This is a genomic window from Pseudacidovorax sp. RU35E (assembly GCF_900156165.1).
Lineage (GTDB): Bacteria > Pseudomonadota > Gammaproteobacteria > Burkholderiales > Burkholderiaceae_C > Xenophilus.
Map to the genome: position 1 here is coordinate 75,714 of NZ_FTMY01000016.1, position 15,750 is coordinate 91,463.

Annotated in this window: 17 protein-coding genes; 12 read left to right on the forward strand and 5 right to left on the reverse strand. The window is 70.9% G+C overall.

Features of this window, described 5'->3' with window-relative positions; translation table 11 throughout:
• Positions 1-69: 69 nt before the first annotated feature.
• Together BXA03_RS23505 and BXA03_RS23510 are read left to right on the forward strand one after the other, a co-directional pair.
• Positions 70-1,236 carry a DUF3182 family protein gene (locus tag BXA03_RS23505; protein WP_076511613.1) on the forward strand — a complete coding sequence of 389 codons (1,167 nt, stop codon included), beginning with the start codon at positions 70-72 and terminating at the stop codon, positions 1,234-1,236.
• On the forward strand, positions 1,220-1,996 hold the full coding sequence (locus BXA03_RS23510; RefSeq protein WP_076511614.1) for an alpha/beta hydrolase family protein: 777 nt from the start codon (positions 1,220-1,222) through the stop codon (positions 1,994-1,996). The genes BXA03_RS23505 and BXA03_RS23510 overlap by 17 nt, the downstream gene beginning before the upstream one ends.
• A gap of 135 nt (positions 1,997-2,131) precedes the next feature.
• Here BXA03_RS23510 and BXA03_RS23515 read toward each other — a convergent pair whose 3' ends face one another.
• The gene (locus tag BXA03_RS23515) at positions 2,132-2,944 is read right to left on the reverse strand and encodes an IclR family transcriptional regulator (RefSeq protein WP_076511615.1); all 813 of its coding nucleotides are present in this window, start codon (positions 2,942-2,944) and stop codon (positions 2,132-2,134) included.
• Between the two features lie 186 nt (positions 2,945-3,130).
• On the opposite strand from BXA03_RS23515, the gene BXA03_RS23520 reads away from it, so the two are divergent.
• The 9 genes from BXA03_RS23520 to BXA03_RS23560 all read left to right on the forward strand — a co-directional run bounded on the left by BXA03_RS23520 (position 3,131) and on the right by BXA03_RS23560 (position 11,531).
• Positions 3,131-4,099 carry a Bug family tripartite tricarboxylate transporter substrate binding protein gene (locus BXA03_RS23520; protein WP_076511616.1) on the forward strand — a complete coding sequence of 323 codons (969 nt, stop codon included), beginning with the start codon at positions 3,131-3,133 and terminating at the stop codon, positions 4,097-4,099.
• 5 nt (positions 4,100-4,104) lie between these two features.
• Positions 4,105-5,304 (forward strand): CaiB/BaiF CoA transferase family protein, encoded by a 1,200-nt coding sequence (locus BXA03_RS23525; RefSeq protein ID WP_076511617.1) that lies wholly within the window; start codon positions 4,105-4,107, stop codon positions 5,302-5,304.
• Positions 5,301-6,182 carry a citryl-CoA lyase gene (locus BXA03_RS23530; protein ID WP_083716341.1) on the forward strand — a complete coding sequence of 294 codons (882 nt, stop codon included), beginning with the start codon at positions 5,301-5,303 and terminating at the stop codon, positions 6,180-6,182. Before BXA03_RS23525 ends, BXA03_RS23530 begins: the two co-directional genes overlap by 4 nt.
• 97 nt (positions 6,183-6,279) lie before the next feature.
• The gene (locus BXA03_RS23535; RefSeq protein WP_076511618.1) at positions 6,280-6,978 is read left to right on the forward strand and encodes an HAD family hydrolase; all 699 of its coding nucleotides are present in this window, start codon (positions 6,280-6,282) and stop codon (positions 6,976-6,978) included.
• 63 nt (positions 6,979-7,041) lie between these two features.
• The gene (locus BXA03_RS23540; RefSeq protein ID WP_076511619.1) at positions 7,042-7,374 is read left to right on the forward strand and encodes a hypothetical protein; all 333 of its coding nucleotides are present in this window, start codon (positions 7,042-7,044) and stop codon (positions 7,372-7,374) included.
• Between the two features lie 199 nt (positions 7,375-7,573).
• Complete coding sequence (locus BXA03_RS23545) at positions 7,574-8,137, forward strand: hypothetical protein (RefSeq protein ID WP_076511670.1); 564 nt, start codon at positions 7,574-7,576, stop codon at positions 8,135-8,137.
• Positions 8,134-9,375 carry a PrsW family intramembrane metalloprotease gene (locus BXA03_RS23550; RefSeq protein ID WP_083716346.1) on the forward strand — a complete coding sequence of 414 codons (1,242 nt, stop codon included), beginning with the start codon at positions 8,134-8,136 and terminating at the stop codon, positions 9,373-9,375. The genes BXA03_RS23545 and BXA03_RS23550 overlap by 4 nt, the downstream gene beginning before the upstream one ends.
• A gap of 186 nt (positions 9,376-9,561) precedes the next feature.
• Positions 9,562-9,999: a tripartite tricarboxylate transporter TctB family protein gene (locus BXA03_RS23555; RefSeq protein WP_076511620.1), complete on the forward strand. Its 438-nt coding sequence runs from the start codon at positions 9,562-9,564 to the stop codon at positions 9,997-9,999.
• An 8-nt stretch (positions 10,000-10,007) separates the two neighbouring features.
• Positions 10,008-11,531, forward strand: coding sequence for a tripartite tricarboxylate transporter permease (locus tag BXA03_RS23560; RefSeq protein ID WP_076511621.1), 1,524 nt, complete (start codon positions 10,008-10,010; stop codon positions 11,529-11,531).
• Between the two features lie 69 nt (positions 11,532-11,600).
• Here BXA03_RS23560 and BXA03_RS23565 read toward each other — a convergent pair whose 3' ends face one another.
• The 3 genes from BXA03_RS23565 to BXA03_RS23575 form a co-directional block, all read right to left on the reverse strand.
• On the reverse strand, positions 11,601-12,035 hold the full coding sequence (locus BXA03_RS23565) for a MarR family transcriptional regulator (protein ID WP_076511622.1): 435 nt from the start codon (positions 12,033-12,035) through the stop codon (positions 11,601-11,603).
• Between the two features lie 171 nt (positions 12,036-12,206).
• Positions 12,207-13,955 carry a thiamine pyrophosphate-requiring protein gene (locus tag BXA03_RS23570; RefSeq protein ID WP_076511623.1) on the reverse strand — a complete coding sequence of 583 codons (1,749 nt, stop codon included), beginning with the start codon at positions 13,953-13,955 and terminating at the stop codon, positions 12,207-12,209.
• Between the two features lie 10 nt (positions 13,956-13,965).
• Positions 13,966-14,940, reverse strand: coding sequence for a Bug family tripartite tricarboxylate transporter substrate binding protein (locus tag BXA03_RS23575; RefSeq protein ID WP_076511624.1), 975 nt, complete (start codon positions 14,938-14,940; stop codon positions 13,966-13,968).
• Between the two features lie 168 nt (positions 14,941-15,108).
• On the opposite strand from BXA03_RS23575, the gene BXA03_RS26695 reads away from it, so the two are divergent.
• Positions 15,109-15,399: a hypothetical protein gene (locus tag BXA03_RS26695; RefSeq protein WP_143476427.1), complete on the forward strand. Its 291-nt coding sequence runs from the start codon at positions 15,109-15,111 to the stop codon at positions 15,397-15,399.
• A gap of 111 nt (positions 15,400-15,510) precedes the next feature.
• Here BXA03_RS26695 and BXA03_RS23580 read toward each other — a convergent pair whose 3' ends face one another.
• Positions 15,511-15,750, reverse strand: a complete 240-nt coding sequence (locus BXA03_RS23580; protein ID WP_234983809.1) for a PAAR domain-containing protein — start codon at positions 15,748-15,750, stop codon at positions 15,511-15,513.

Genomic DNA, 15,750 nt, shown 5'->3' on the forward strand with positions numbered 1-15,750 from the left:
AGCACCTACGCGGCCCCTCGGCCGCGCTCCCAGCATCGCTCCATTGCCACCGGACACTGGAGAGCACCGATGCCCGTTCTGGAATTCGAGGATGGCCTGGCCCATCCGCTGATCCCCGCCCCCGGGACCGCTCCCGGCGAGACATGGCTCTGGCACGTAGCGGGCCGCGGCTATGACAGCGCCCACGAGCGCGCCGCGCGCACCGATTTCGCGCAGCGCCTGGCCGCCCTCAAGGGCTTTCGCTTCGCGGGCGACTTCGACCCCCAGCGACCGAGCACCGCCCCGCAGTACGTGGTGCCCAACGACACCCTGAGTGCCTCCGATGCCCACACCGCAGGCATCCGCGGCCCCCACGACCTGTTCGGCGGCGTCGTCCCGCATCCCTTCGTCGCCACCAAGGCCATCACCCATCCGCTGCTGGAGCCGGGCGCCGCTCAGCCGGAAGGATGGTTGGCCGACTTTCATGCGCATGCGGCCGATGCCGTGCTGCATGGCTACACCGCCTTCAGCCTGGCCGATGCACGAGGCGCCGGACGCCTGGTCCTGGCCCGGGGGCCGGTGCGCGTGAAGGCGGTCCGTGGCACCGCCGGCCGAGGCCAGAGCGTGGCCACGGACCCCGATTCGCTCGACTGCCAGCTGGAAGCGCTGGGCGACCCCGCCATCGCCGCGGACGGCGTCGTGCTCGAAGAGAACCTGCGGCATCCCGACACCGTGAGCGTGGGCCAGGTGATCGTGGGCAGCCTGGTGCTGAGCTACTACGGCCACCAGCGGCTTACCTATGACAACCAGGGCGAGGCGGTGTATGGCGGCTCGCAGCTGACGCTGGTGCGCGGCGGGCTGGACGTGCTGATGGCCGAGCCCTTCATGCCCGACGCGCTGCGCCTGGCCGTGGCGCAGGCCCGCAGCTACCACGCGGCCGTCGAGCGCAGCTATCCCGGCTTCTTCGCCTCGCGCATCAACTACGACGTGGCGCAGGGCATGGACGTGCACGGCCAATGGCGCTCCGGCGTGCTGGAGCAGTCCTGGCGCCTGGGTGGCGCGACGAGCGCCGAGGTGGCAGCGCTGGAGCGCTTCCATGCCGACCCCACCCTGCAGCGCCTGCGCGCCGCCAGTGGCGAGTGCTACGGCAGCGAGGACCCGCCTGAGGGTGCCGATGTCTATTACCGCGATGTGGACCCGAGCGTGGGCCTCATCACCCGCTATGCCCTGATCCTTCCCGATGCAGACCCAGCTTGACACCCTGCAGATCGCCGTCGACGACCAGAAGATCGACGGCACCCTGGTGGCTGCCGCCAAGGTGCCCGGCGTGCTGCTGGTGCACGGCTGGGATGGCAGCCAGGAGCAGTACCTGGCCCGTGCCCGCGAGATCGCCGCGCTGGGCTGCGTGTGCCTGACCTTCGACCTGCGTGGCCACGCCCGCCATGCGGCCCAGCGCCTCGACGTGACACGCGAGGACAACCTGCGCGACGTGCTGGCCGCCTACGACACGCTGGCGGCCCATCCGGCCGTCGACCCGACGGCCATCGCCATCGTCGGCAGCAGCTATGGCGGCTACCTGGCCGCGCTGGTCACGGAACTGCGGCCCGTGCGGTGGTTGGCGATGCGCGCGCCGGCGCTCTACCGCGACGAGGACTGGGACGTGCCCAAGGGCCAGCTGAGCCGCAGCGATCTGGCGGCCTATCGCCTCACCTCCATCGCGCCGGAAGCCAATCGCGCCCTGGGTGCCTGCGAGGCGTTCCGGGGCGACGTGCTGGTGGTCGAGTCCGAGCACGACAGCACCGTGCCGCACCCGGTCATCGCCAACTACCTGGGCTCCTTCCGCGCCGTGCGCTCGGTCACCTACCGGGTGCTCTCGGGCGCGGACCATGCACTGTCGAAGGAGGCCTGGCGCAAGGCCTATGGCGCGCTGCTGGTGACGTGGATGACCGAGATGATGCGCGGGCTGCACGTGGCGCCGGACATGGCGGCCTCGCGGGCGCCGGTCAGCCCGCCCTGAGGCAGGCGGCCGAGGCTGGCGGCTGCTGCTGCTGCTTCTGAGCGCTTGGTAGTGATGGCGCAACTGCGCAATCAGAAGGGCGTGCGCGCTGGATTTCCCCGACAGGCGCGAATCCCCAGCCGGAGTCGCAGGCGTTCAGCCGCGGGGGGTGATGCCTTCGCTCGCCAAGAGGTCCAGGCCCTGGTTGAAGCTGCTCACGTTGCCGCCCAGCGCCGCGGTGGCGTTGCGCGCCGCCTCCAGCACCTGACGGCAGGCGTTGCGCATGGTGTCGCCCTGTTCGAGCCGCTGCCGCGGGCCGGAAAGGGCCAGCGCACCCTGCAACGCGCCGCCCACGCCGAACACCGGGGCGGCGGCGGAGGCGGTCTCGGGGTCGCGTTCGCCCCAGGAGACGGCCCACAGCTGCGCGCGGATGGCATCGGCCTCGGGCACGGGCGGCAGCTCGGTCGCATCCTGCGGGGCAAACGCCACCAGCACCTTGCCCGAGGCGCCCTGGCCGATGGCGTAGCCCTTGCCGATCTGGACCGAGGCCCGCACCGAGCGCGCGGGTTCGACGCGGAACAGCGCCACGCGCTCCAGCCCGTGCCGCACGTAGAAAGAGGCCGTCTCGCCGCTGGCGGTGCTCAGCTGCTCCAGCAGGGGTTCGATCACATGCCCGACCTGGAAGGAACGCTGGTACACGGCAGCCAGCCGCAGCGGCTGCGGCCCGACGGCGTACTGCCCATCCGGCAGGCGCCGCACGAAGCCGCCGTGCTCCAGCGCGCCGAGCAGCCGCAGCACCGTGCTCTTGTACAGGCCGGTACGGCGCGACAGCTCCGAGAGCGTCAGCCGCGCACTGTCGGCATCGAAGGCGGCCAGGAGCGCGAAAGCCCGGTCCAGCACCGCCACGCCACTGGAGTCGGAGGCGGCGTCGGCGGTGGGTTCGGTGGGGGAGGGAGCGGCGTCGGTCATGGCGGCGGCGGGGGCAGGGCGTCGGGTTCGCAGGAGCGGGCGCAGTGTGACATGGCCGCGACGCGCACTCCGCGATCCAGGCGCACCAGGGTTAACCCGGTAGGTCCTGCCGCCAAGCGCGGCCTACAGTTCTGTTCAGTAGATTTGAGTTCTATCCAACAGAACAGTCTATTTCAGGAGACCGATGTGAAAACGTTCCACCGCCTGGCGCTGTGCGCCACGCTGGCGCTGCACGGCGCTCTGGCCGCCGCACAGGCCGGCTTTCCCACCCAGCCCATCAAGATCGTGGTGCCTTTTCCGCCCGCCGGCGGCACCGACGTGCTGACCCGGCTCGTGGTCAACGAGATCACGGCCAAGGACACGCGCTGGAACTTCGTCATCGACAACAAGCCGGGCGCCGGCGGCAACATCGGCCTGGATGCCGTGGCCAAGGCCCGCAAGGACGGCTACACCTTCGGCGCCGGCCAGACGGCCAACTTGGCCATCAACCCCGCGCTTTACAGCCGCATGCCCTTCGACGCGGCCAAGGACTTCGCGCCGGTGGTGCTGCTGGCGTCGCAGCCGGTGGTGTTGGTCGTGCGGGCCGATTCCGCCATCCACACGCTGGCCGACCTGAAGACCCAGTCCAAGTCCCGCCAGCTGACCATGGCCTCGGCCGGCACCGGCACGGTGGGCCATGTGGCCGGCGAGATGTTCGCGCGTCGCGCAGGCATCCAGGTGATGCATGTGCCCTACAAGGGCGCCGGCCCGGCCATCACCGACATGCTGGGCGGGCAGACCGACATCTACTTCGCCACGCCGCCCAGCGTCATCTCGATGGTCAAGGCCGGCAAGCTGCGCGCCGTGGCCGTCACCTCGGGCAAGCGCATCGAAGTGCTGCCGGACGTGCCGACGGTGGCCGAATCCGGCTACCCCGGCTTCGTCGCCGAGGACTGGAAGGCCCTGGTGGCGCCCGCCGGCACCCCGGCGGAGGCGGTGAACGGGCTCAACGCCGCGGCCAATGCCGCCCTCAAGCGGCCGGATGTGGTGGCCCGCCTGCGCGACGAAGGCAGCGAAGCGCGCGGCGGCACCGCGGCCGAACTGGGCGCGTTCATGAAGAGCGAGCAGGCCCGCTGGGGCACGGCGGTGCGCGAATCCGGCGCGCGGGTGGACTGAGCCTCATGGTCACTTCGCTGCAGGGCATCCGCGTCCTCGATCTCACCAATGTGCTGGCCGGGCCCTTCGCCTGTCACCAGCTGGCCCACATGGGGGCCGATGTCATCAAGGTGGAAAGCCGCCAGGGCGGCGACCTGGCCCGCCAGCTCGGCGCCGATCCGGAACTGAATCGGCGGCACATGGGCGTGTCCTTCCTGGCGCAGAACCCGGGCAAGCGCTCCATCACCGTCGACCTCAAGAAGCCCGCCGGCAAGGAGGTGCTGCGCCGCCTGGTGCGCAGCGCCGACGTGCTGGTGGAGAACTTCCGTCCCGGCGTGATGCAGCGCCTGGGCGTGGGCTATGAATCGCTGCTGGCCGAGAACCCGCGCCTCATCTACTGCGCCATCTCCGGCTTCGGCCAGGACGGCCCGCTGCGCGACCTGCCGGCCTACGACCAGATCATCCAGGGCATGTCGGGCACCATGAGCATCACCGGCGCGCCCGACAACGCGCCCTACCGCGTCGGCTACCCCATGGCCGACACCATCGGCGGCATGACGGCCGCCTTCGCCATCGCGGCAGCCCTGGCCGACCGCCAGCGCACGGGCGGTACCTTCATCGACGTCTCCATGCTCGAGGCGGTGATGGCGACGATGGGCTGGGTGGTGTCCAACCACCTGATCGCCGGCCAGGCGCCCAAGCCGATGGGCAACGACAACTTCACCGCCAGCCCCTCGGGCACCTTCCGCACGGCCGACGGGCTGCTCAACATCGCGGCCAACAAGCAGGAACAGTTCGAGGCCCTGTGCCGCGTGGTGGAGCGGCCCGACCTGCCGCACGACCCGCGCTTCCGTGAGCGCCAGGGCCGCCTGCAGCACCGCGCCGAACTCAAGGCCGAGCTCGACGCGGCGCTGGTCGCCCGCAGCACCGAGGCCTGGTGGCCGCTGCTCAACCAGGCGGGTGTGCCCTCCGGTCCGGTCTACACCGTGGGCGAGGTGCTGGCGCATCCGCAGGTGGCCGGCCGCGGCATGATCGGCCAGTTCGACGACGTGCCGGGCGTGGGCCGCGACATCCGCGTGGTGCGCACCGGCTTCAAGATCGACGGCCAGGCGCCGCGTGTCGACACGCCGCCGCCCACGCTGGGGCAGCATTCCGGCGAGATCCTGGCCGGCCTCGGCTACTCGGCCGAGGAGATCGCACAACTGCAACAGGACGAGGCCGTATGACCGATCCCGCACACCTGCCGGCTGGCGCTTCCGCCCCCGGCGCCAAGCCCGCCCCCGACGCCCGCCGCACCACCGAGGACTGGTGGCGCACCTCGATCATCGACATGTCGCCCGGTGTGATCCGCTACCGCGGCTACCCCATCCAGGACCTGATCCGCGAGCGCGTGAGCCTGGCCCAGATGATCTGGCTGATGACCCGCGGCGACCTGCCCACGCCCGGCCAGGCCGCGCTGCTGGAGGCCGCGCTGATGGCTGCCGTGGACCACGGCCCGCAGGCGCCCAGCATCGCCATTGCGCGCATGGCCGCCACCTGCGGCGTGGGCCTGAACAGCGCCATGGCCTCGGCCGTGAACGTGCTGGGCGACGTGCACGGCGGCGCGGGCGAGCAGGCGGTGGAGCTGTACGAGGACATCGCCGCCCGCATGGACGCCGGTGCCGACGAGGACCGCGCCGTGCAGGAGGGCCTGGACGCCTTCATCGCCGCGCGGGGCAAGGTGGTGGCGGGCTTCGGCCACCGCTTCCATCCGGTGGACCCGCGCTCGGCGCCCCTGCTGGCGCTGGTGGACGAGGCCGCGGCGGCCGGCGAGGTGAACGGGCGCTTCGCCCGCATCGGCCGCGCGGTGGAGGCGCGCCTGACGGCGGCCAAGGGCAAGCCCATCCCGATGAACATCGACGGTGCCACCGCCGTCATCTATGCGGAGCTGGGCTTTCCGGCGCCGCTCGCGCGCGGGCTGTTCTGCCTGTCGCGCTCGGTGGGCGTGCTGGCGCATGCGTGGGAGCAGACCTCGCAGGACGTGCGCATCAAGGGGCCGATCCCGCGGCAGTACCAGCCCACCTACGACGGGCCGCCGCAGCGCGAGGTGCCCAGGCAGGCCTGAGCGGGCATCAGGGGCGCTGCGCCCCGGAAGGGCGACGACACAGGGCGCCGGCTATGCTCGCCGGCTGTCCCTCGTCCTCATTCCCGTCCGCGCCCGCATGTCCTCTGCCGCCTCCGCCTTCCCCTTCGACGCCGTCCTCTTCGATTGCGACGGCGTCCTGGTCGACTCCGAGCCGATCACGCACCGCGTGCTGGTGGCCATGCTCCATGAACTGGGCTGGGCCATCACCGAGGAAGAGGCGATGCAGGTCTTCATCGGCAAGGCGGTCAAGGACGAGGCCGAGCGCATCTTCCAGGAGACCGGCGTGCGCATCGACCGCGCCTGGCTCGACCGCTTCTGGGCGCGCCGCAACGAGGCGCTGGAGCGCGAGCTTGTCGCCATTGCCGGCGCCGTCGAGGCCGTTCGCGAACTGCACCGGCGGCTCGACGGCCGCATCGCCTGCGCCTCGGGCGCCGACCGGCGCAAGGTCGAACTGCAACTGGCCAAGGTGGGCCTGCTGGAGTTGTTCGAGGGCCGCATCTTCAGCGGCCACGAGACGCCGCGCAGCAAGCCGCATCCCGATGTCTACCTGGCCGCGGCCGAGGCGCTGGGCGTGCCGGCCAGCCGCTGCGCCGTGGTCGAAGACACCGTGACCGGCGCCACCGCCGGCGTGGCCGCGGGCGCGACCGTCTTCGGCTACAGCCCGGGCGGCCCGGGCCACAGCGGCAGCCAGGCCCTGCTGTCGGTGGGCGCCGCGACGACCTTCGAGGACATGGCCCGTCTGCCGGCGCTGCTGGCCGGCTGGTCCGGCCGCTGAGCGACCGGCGCCTGTCCGCTGCCGTCCGTCCCGCCATTGCGCGCGCCCTGATCCCTGGCCACCATGGGCGATTCCCGACCGCACCGCGTCATCCACCTGCAGCCCGAGGCTCCGGACAAGCCGGCCCATGGCGCGCCGTGCAACGGCTGCGGCGTGTGCTGTGCGCATGCGCCCTGTCCGCTCGGCATCGTGGCGAGCCGTCGCACGCAGGGCGCCTGCGCGGCGCTGGTGTGGGAGGCGGATGCGCAGGTGTACCGCTGCGGCCTGATCGTGCAGCCCGATCGCTGGCTGCCCGGCCCGCTGCGCCGTGCCGCGCCGCTGCTCGCGCGGCTGGCCCGTCGCTACATCGCCGCGGGCAAGGGCTGCGACGCGCACCTGGAGACGGAGAAGCAATGAGCGCCCGCCCGGCCGCTCCGAAGGGCGCTCGCACCGCAGGCGAAGCCGGAGGCTCAATCAACGCCCGCCCGGCCGCTCCGAATGGCCCTCGCACCGCATGGCCCCGCCCGGCCGCTGGCATGCGCGTTGCTCGCCCGCCGACATGACATCGCCGCCCACGGTCAGCGCCGCGACAACGGACCATGGCAGCATCGCCGGCATGCCTGCCGCTGCCCGTCCCCGCCAGCCGACCTGGCCCGCCACCCTGGCCCTGGCGGGCGCCATCGTGCTGTACGTGGGCGGGCTGCAGCTGTGGGACCGGCTCACGCCCGGCGCGCGGGCCGTGGCCCAGGGTCAGCCGCTGACCCTTGGCCCCGCCCGCTTCGTGCCCGCCCCCGGCTGGCAGATGGACGTGGCCCGCTCGCGCCCCGGCCAGTCGCTGGTGCTGGTCAAGAGCGGCCACAGCTTCTCGGTGCAGACGGCCACCTGGCACGGCGATGCCGACGGCCTGCTGCGGCGCGAACAGCGGCTGCTGGAGCGGGGCTACCGCCTGCGTGTCGAAGGCGAGCCGTCGGGCTTCTTCACCGACTGGGGCCTGCAGGGCACCACCTTCGCCTACTACGGCGCGCGCACCAGCGGCCGGCTCTGGCTGGTGATCGACGGCACCCGCTCGACGGTCGTCACGGTCGACTTCTACGGCCCCAACCAGGACCCCGACGCCGCCGCGCAGGCCCTGACCGAGGCGCAGGACATGCTGGCCTCGATGGACCTGGGGGCGGCATGAACCCCGTGGTCGTGCCCGCGTCGCCTGTGCCCGCAACGCCTGCCGAGCCGTCGGCCCTGGCGCGCCTGAGCGCCTTCGAGGCCGAGGAGCCCTTCTTCCAGCCGCGGCGGGCCGCCTTCTGGCTGATGGTCGCGCTGCTGCTGCTGGGGCTGTGGTCCATGGGCCAGCTCTACCTGGCCGGCCTGCGGGTGGTGCCCATCGCGGCGGTCCTGGCCCTGTTCGCGTGGGCGCTGTATGCGCGGCTCTTCATGGCGGTCTTCGGCGCCATGGACCTGCTGGCGCAGCACCGGCCCGCGGCCTACGGCCTGGCCTTTGCCTGGGGCGGGCTGGCCGCACCCACGCTCGCGGCGCCGGCCAATCGCGCCATCCAGAGCATTGCGGCCAAGCAGGTCTCGCCCGAGTTCGCAGCCACCTGGGGTCCGGCCCTGGCGGGGCCCATCACCGAGGAATTCCTCAAGCTGGCCGGCGTGCTGCTGCTGGTGCAGATGGCGCGCCGGCAGTTCCGTACCGAACTGTCGGTGCTCATCGTCGGCGCCATGGCGGGGCTCGGCTTCCAGGTGATGGAGAACCTGGCGTACACCGTGCGCGCGGCCATCAATTTCCCGCAGGAAAACCAGGTCTACCCGGTGCTGTGGAACCTGCTCAGCCGCGGCGTGCTGTCGGGCCTGTGGACGCATGCCGCCTTCAGTGCCGTGGCCGCCTACGGCGTGGCCTGGTACATGCGCCACAAGGAGCGCAGCCGGCCGGTGCGCATCGGCGTGGCCCTGGCCTGCTTCGGCTTGGCGTGGGGCATGCACTTCGTCTGGAACTCGCCCTGGCTCGAACGCTGGTTCCCCAACAACGACCTGGGCGTGAGCCTGTTGATGGTGACCAAGGGCCTGCCGCTGCTGCTGGCCGCCGCGCTGATCTGGCGCGCCGCCACGCGCGAGACGGGGGCCTACCTGCATGCCCAGGCCGAGGCGCTGGTGCCCGAACGCGACCTGCTGGCCGACGACGAGCGCGAGCGCCTGGGCGATCCGCTGGAGCGCCTGCGCGCGCGCCGTGCCGTCGGCCGCGAACACGGCCGCCGCGCGATGCGACTCAAGCGCCGGCTGCAGCGCGAGCAGCTGCGGCTGGTGCTCAAGGCGTCGATCTATGGGCGGGGACGCCGCACATTGAAGAACGAGCGCCGCATCCGCCGCCTGCGCGAGACGCTGGGCGTGGTGATGGAGCCGCGCGCAGGGCGCTTGCCGGGATGATGCGGCGCCCGGGCCGGGCCTGAACGAGCACCCCGCCTGAAGCCTCTGACCCGGCCTGCCAAAGCTTGCCGAACGGCAATGTGACGTTCACGTACGGCGCGAAAGCTGCGCCCTACCATCCTTCGACACACCCCATGGTGGCGGCACTGCGTGGTTTTTTGCGGTGCCGAAGCAACGAAGGAATCCATGAAACACAGAGACACGCACGACCTGGTCGGCGGCATCGCGCTGGTCGTCATCGGCGTATTTTTCGGCCTGTATGCCAGCCGCTACACCATGGGCACCGCCGGCCGCATGGGCCCTGGCTACTTCCCCATCGTCCTGGGCTGGCTGCTCGCCCTGCTGGGCCTGCTGGTGGCGTTGCCGGCGTGGTGGCGGCAGGGCGCGCCTATCAAGGTGCAGTGGCGCAACCTGGCCACCGCCACGGCCAGCATCGTGCTGTTCGCGGCGCTGCTGCGGCCCGCGGGCGTGGTGGTGGCCTCGGTGGCCACGTCGATGGTGGCGCTGATCCCGGCGCGCATCCCGATGCGGCAGAAGTTGCTGGTCTCCGTGGCCGTGGCGGTTCTGACCGTGCTCATCTTCGTGGTCGGCCTGCAGATGACCGTCCCCACCTGGCCCTGGTAGGCAAGACCATGGATCTGGCGAACAACCTTCTTCTCGGGCTCCAGGTGGCGATGGAGCCGATGACCCTGGCCTATTGCTTCTTCGGCGTCCTGCTGGGCACCGTCGTCGGCGTGCTGCCGGGCATCGGTGCCCTGGCGGCCATCTCGCTGCTGCTGCCCATCACGTACCACATCCAGCCGACCGCGGCGATCATCATGCTGGCGGGCGTGTACTACGGCGCGCAGTACGGCGGCTCCACGGCCGCCATCCTGCTGAACCTGCCGGGCACGCCGTCGTCGGCCGTGACGTGCCTCGATGGCTACCCCATGGCGCAGAAGGGGCGGGCGGGCCTGGCCTTGTTCATCACCACCATCGCCTCGCTCGTCGGCGCGATGACGGGCCTGGTGCTGCTGGTGCTCTTTTCTCCGGCCATTGCCGAGATCGGGCTGAAGTTCGGCCCGGCCGAGTTCTTCTCGATGATGGTGCTCGGCCTGGTCGCCGCCTCGTCCATGAGCATCGGCTCTGCGGCCAAGGGCCTGGCCATGGTGGTGCTGGGGCTGCTGCTTGGCATGATCGGCACCGACGTCAACTCAGGCGTCGCGCGCTTCGACTTCGGCATCATCGAACTGACCGACGGCATCAACCTCGTCGCGCTGGCCATGGGCCTGTTCGGGGTGGCCGAGGTGGTGCGCTGCATCAACTCGCCGGACATGGAACGCAAGCCCGAACCGGTGTCGATGCGGTCCATGATGCCGTCCCGCGCAGAGTTCCGCGAGAGCGTCGCGCCCATGCTGCGGGGCTCCGCCCTTGGCGGTGCGCTGGGCGCCCTGCCGGGCGTGGGCCCGTCGATCGCAGCCTTCATGTCCTATGCGATCGAGAAGCGCGTCGGCCGCGACCCCAAGGCCTTCGGCAAGGGGGCCATCGCCGGCATCAGCGCGCCGGAGTCGGCCAACAACGCCGCCGCGCAGACCGCCTTCGTGCCCTCGCTGTCACTGGGCATTCCTGGCGATGCGGTCATGGCGGTGATGCTGGGAGCGCTCATCATCCACGGCATCCAGCCCGGACCGATGCTGATCAGCGAACAGCCGGCGCTGTTCTGGGGCCTGGTCGTGAGCTTCGCCCTGGGCAACATCATGCTGGTGATCCTGAACCTGCCCACCATCGGCATCTGGGTCGCACTGCTGCGCATTCCCTTTGCCTGGATGTACCCGGCCATCCTCGTCTTCGTGGCGCTGGGGGTCTACAGCGTCAACAACAACGAGTTCGACATCTACATGGTGGCCGTGCTGGGCGTGGTGGGCTATGCCCTCATGGTGCTGAAGTTCGAGCCGGCGCCTCTGCTGCTGGGCTACATCCTCGGCCCCATGCTCGAAGAGAACCTGCGGCGCACGCTGCTGATCTCGCGCGGCGACCCGATGGTCTTCATCGAGCGGCCCATCAGCGGCGGGCTGCTGGCCGCGACGGCGGTGATGCTGGCGTGGACCATCTGGAGCACGGTGCGCAAGTCCATCGCGGCGAAGCGGCAGTTGGACCTGGCGGAAGCCGCGGCCTGACGCCGGCCTGCGCGCGGCAGCCCCGGCGGGCCGCGTGCCGAGGCTGGCGCGCGCAGGCCGGCACCGTGTTCAGAGGCCGTCGTCCTCGACGGGGGTCTGCTCTCCGGACGGGTTGAGCACCTCGAGCACCGTGTCGCACATGGCGTACATCTGGTCCACGAAGGCCGGGCCCAGAACCGCTTCGAGTTCCTGGTAGACGGCCTCCATGTCCTCGCTCACGTCCGCGAACATCTGGTTGGCGCGGGGCGAGAGCGACACATGCTGCCGGCGCTGGTCGTCCGGGTGCCGCTCGCGCTGCACCAGTCCCATGGTGTCCATCCGTGCGAGCACGCCGCTCAGGCTGGGGCTGGAGATGTGGCAGATGGCACAGAGCTCCCGCGGCTCCAGCGTGCCCCGCACATGGAGCGCGCGAAGGATGCGGAACTGCTGCTCCGTCAGCCCCGTCTTCTTGAGCACGTGGCGGAAGCGGCCAATGATGGCGGCGCGCACCTGCAGCAGCAGCAAGGGAAGGTTCCGCCGGGGCTGCGCGGGGCTTGTGCGGGGGGCGGGAGATCGACGCGGGTTGCTGCGCGCGGCGGGCTTGTTCGTCAAGATGCGGCTTCGGTCGGACGGCCGCCCGATGGGGCGGTCTGCGAGTCGCCCGGATGGTAATGGAGCCCCCTTGTCCAGCGCCCCTCAGAGCGGCGCGATGCGCGCGTGCAGCAAGGCGCTGCGGCCTTCGTCCAGCGCGCGGATGCAGCGCGCGATGGCCGCCTCCGCATCGGCCGGGTCGACCAGCCGCTCGCCATGGGCACCGGCGGCTTCGGCCACGCCCGCGAAGTCCATGCCGGTGGGCAGCACCGACGCATAGTCGTTGGTGGCAAAGGCCCGGCCCTTGGGGTACATGCGCAGCGTGGCTTCCTTCACCGCCGACCAGCCGCCGTTGTCGAGCACGACGGTGAAGATCGGCACGCCGTACTCCCGCGCCACCGCCAGGGTGGAGGTGGCATTGCTGAAGTAGAAGGTGCCGTCGCCCACGAAATGCACCACGCGCGTATCGGGCCGCGCCAGCTTCACGCCCAATGCCGTTCCGGCCGAAAAGCCCAGGCCGCCGCCCGGCAGGCCCAGCAGCGTGCCCGGTTCGTTGCGCGGCAGCTGGTCGAACACCGTGAGCGTGTTGCGGATGCCTTCGTTGAGCACGGTGTCGCGGCTGTCCAGCGCCCGGTGGATGGCGGCGCACAGGTACGCCGGGTTGATGGCGCCGGGCTCGCCAGGCGCCTCGGCGGCGGCCTCGATCCGACGCTGGCGCGCGGCATGTTCGCATTCGAGCTTCTTCAGCCGCTCGGCCGCCCGTGCCTCGAAGGCCGGTGTCGCCAGCGCCTTCACGGCCTCGATGAGCTGGCCGAGCAGGACCTCGCTGTCGCCCTCGATGCGGGCCTGCGTGGCGAAGCCCCACATCGGCATGTCGCGCTTGATGGCGTCGAGGTCCATCTGCGCCCACCAGGCGTTCGGGTTGACGCGCGTGGTCCTGGGCACCCAGGGCACGTCGACGTCCAGCATCAGGCCGACGTCGGCCTTCTCGGCGAAGGGGCCGGGCAGGTAGCCGGCAAAGCAGGGGCTGTCGCGGCGGATGTTCAGGTGCACGCTGTTGAACTCGCACACGCGCATGCCGGTGAGCATGGCCAGCTCTTCCACCCGTTGGGGCGTGCGCAGGTTGCGCCCGGCATAGGCGGTGACGAGCAGCGGGTCTTCGCTGGCCACGAGCTTTTCCGCGATCTGCTGGATCGGCGCCGGATGCGCGCCGCCGGCCTTGACGGGCCGATGGCTGGCCGCGGGAAAGGGATGCAGCTCCTGCGGCGGGCAGGGCGCGGCCAGTGTCTCGCGCGGCAGCATCAGGTACACGGGCCCCGGCGGATCGCTCTGCATCACCGAGTGGGCGCGGGCGATGACCTCGGCGGCCATCGACGGCCAGGGCAGCGTGTACTCCCACTTGACGTAGGGGCGCACCACGCTGGCCTGGTCGAAGGGCTCCTGCACGAAGTGCACATAGGTGTCGCGCCCGCCCTCCACCTGGTTGAAGGTGGTGGCGGGCGCGCGGCCGGCCATCAGCAGCACCGGTACGCGCGCGCGAAACAGGTTGTGCATGGCCATGGCCGAGTTGGCCGTGCCGGCATCCACATGCACCAGCACCGCCTGGCCGCGGCCGGTGGCGATGGCGTAGCCGCCCGCCATGTGCAGGGCCGTGTTCTCGTGCGGACAGAGCACCACTTGGGGCAACGCCCGCCCTTGCTCCCGCCACCGGGCCATCTCTTCGATGAGCGGCGCGTGGTCCGTCCCCAGGTTACAGAACAGGTATTCGACGCCATGGTCCAGCAGGGCCTGCAGCAGATGGTGCGACGCCGTGTGGGTGGGGGTGTTGTCGTCGGGGGAGCGTTGGAGTTCCATGAGGGCGGGTTCAGTTGTTCTGCGCGGCCAGGCCAGCGGCGCGCACGGCCGGGGCAAAGGCACTCTGCTCGGCCTGGATGCGTTGGCGCACGGCATCGGGCGCGGCGTAGTCGGCCTCGTGGCCCAGGCGCACGAAGGCCTCGCGCGTGGCGGTGTTGGCAAGCACCTTGTTCAACTCGGCCGAGAGCTTGTCGAGCACGGCGCGCGGCGTCTTGGCCGGTGCGTAGAGCGCGAGCCACACCTCGAACTCGGTGCCCGGGAAGCCGGCCTCGGCCAGCGTCGGCACATCCGGCAGGAAGGGCGAGCGCTTCTCGGACGCGACGGCCAGCGGACGCAGCTTGCCGTCCTGGATCTGCGCATTGAGCGGCGCCAGGTCGGCCATCACCATCACGGTCCGCCCCGTCACCAGATCGGCGATGGCGGGCGTGAAGCCGTTGTAGGGCACGTGGATCATCTTGGCGCCCGCGCGCTGGATTAGCGCCTCGGTGCCGATGTGCGCCATCGAGCCGATGCCGTTGCTCGCATAGGCCAGCGAGCCGTCCCGCACCTTCGGGTCGGCGAGCAGGTCCTTTGCGGACTTGTAGGGCTGGGTGGCCGAGACCGCGAGGAAGTAGGGCAGGCGCGACACCTGGCCCACCGGCGCGAAGTCGTTGAGCGGCACGAAGGGCAGTTTGGCCTGCGTGAGCGGCAGCAGCGTCATGGTGGAGCCGCCCGTCAGCAGCAGCGTGTAGCCGTCCGGCGCCGCGCGCGCCACGGCCTCGGCCGCGATCACGGTGTTGCCGCCGGGCTTGGACTCGACGACGAAGTTCTGGCCCATGGCCGTACCGAGGGACTGGGCCACGAGTCGGGCCGCGGCATCCACGCCGCCGCCCGGGGCGTAGGGAATAAGGATGCGCACCGGCTTGGACGGATAGGCCTCCTGGGCCAGGCTGGCCCCCGCGACCACGGACAGCGCGACCGCGAGGACGCAACGAAATAGCTTCATGTCTGTCTCCTGAGTCGTGACTGCCTGGGGCGTCGCTCGGGTGGCAGATCACTAATATGTGAGCGATTTGGGGATGCTAGGGGGGAAGAAGACGTGTAGGTTCAGCAGTTACCCGGAGGACGCCTCGCCCGCGTTCAGCCGCGACGTGGGCTCTAAGCGACGACTGGAGTGCTGCACGATGCCGGTTCATTTCGGCCCCGGCTTTCGGCTTATCACGCGCGACACCTCACCGGCCTGCCCCCGGACATCGCGTGGCTGAAGACCCGCTTCCCTAACGCCAGATCGCTACTGGCATCCACCAACCGCAACGTGCAGGCGCGCATGTGGCCCCACGGCATCGGCATCGCCGTGCTGTCGCAGGTTGTGGGCAGTCAGGTGAGCGGCTTGCGCCGGCTGCACCTGCCGGGAGAGCTGCCCGCGACGGAGATCCGGACAGGCTATCGCCGCGACCTGCAGTGACTGACTCGGCTGCGGGCGCCCATTGCAATCGTGAATGAGCACGTGGCGAGCCGCATGCCCAGGCGTCAGTGGCGCGAGAGCGCTCCTGGGGACGCTAGACGCCCCGCCTAACTACCGCGCGGGCAAGGTTGCGATCAGCCGGGCGCCGCATTCGGTCAGGTCGCCCTCGAAGGCGACGACCTTTCCATGATGCCGCCGCTCGGTATGTGTCGGCACGATCCTGAAGAGCCCGCCACAGCGCGGGCAGCATGCAACGCATCCTTCGCCGGTCGCCGGCTTGCCGTGCACGATCAATTGGAGAGCCGTCAGCACTTCGCCCCCGTGGTCGGTGGGGTCACCCAGGCGGACCAC

What these genes read in the sequence shown, in the direction of transcription:
- BXA03_RS23530 (WP_083716341.1), top strand. Translation starts at nt 5,301, where the DNA reads ATGACCGATCCCGCACACCTGCCGGCTGGCGCTTCCGCCCCCGGCGCC.
- BXA03_RS23575 (WP_076511624.1), bottom strand. Translation starts at nt 14,940, where the DNA reads ATGAAGCTATTTCGTTGCGTCCTCGCGGTCGCGCTGTCCGTGGTCGCG.
- BXA03_RS23570 (WP_076511623.1), bottom strand. Translation starts at nt 13,955, where the DNA reads ATGGAACTCCAACGCTCCCCCGACGACAACACCCCCACCCACACGGCG.
- BXA03_RS23540 (WP_076511619.1), top strand. Translation starts at nt 7,042, where the DNA reads ATGGGCGATTCCCGACCGCACCGCGTCATCCACCTGCAGCCCGAGGCT.
- BXA03_RS23535 (WP_076511618.1), top strand. Translation starts at nt 6,280, where the DNA reads ATGTCCTCTGCCGCCTCCGCCTTCCCCTTCGACGCCGTCCTCTTCGAT.
- BXA03_RS23515 (WP_076511615.1), bottom strand. Translation starts at nt 2,944, where the DNA reads ATGACCGACGCCGCTCCCTCCCCCACCGAACCCACCGCCGACGCCGCC.
- BXA03_RS23525 (WP_076511617.1), top strand. Translation starts at nt 4,105, where the DNA reads ATGGTCACTTCGCTGCAGGGCATCCGCGTCCTCGATCTCACCAATGTG.
- BXA03_RS23555 (WP_076511620.1), top strand. Translation starts at nt 9,562, where the DNA reads ATGAAACACAGAGACACGCACGACCTGGTCGGCGGCATCGCGCTGGTC.
- BXA03_RS23510 (WP_076511614.1), top strand. Translation starts at nt 1,220, where the DNA reads ATGCAGACCCAGCTTGACACCCTGCAGATCGCCGTCGACGACCAGAAG.
- BXA03_RS23560 (WP_076511621.1), top strand. Translation starts at nt 10,008, where the DNA reads ATGGATCTGGCGAACAACCTTCTTCTCGGGCTCCAGGTGGCGATGGAG.
- BXA03_RS23545 (WP_076511670.1), top strand. Translation starts at nt 7,574, where the DNA reads ATGCCTGCCGCTGCCCGTCCCCGCCAGCCGACCTGGCCCGCCACCCTG.
- BXA03_RS23505 (WP_076511613.1), top strand. Translation starts at nt 70, where the DNA reads ATGCCCGTTCTGGAATTCGAGGATGGCCTGGCCCATCCGCTGATCCCC.
- BXA03_RS23550 (WP_083716346.1), top strand. Translation starts at nt 8,134, where the DNA reads ATGAACCCCGTGGTCGTGCCCGCGTCGCCTGTGCCCGCAACGCCTGCC.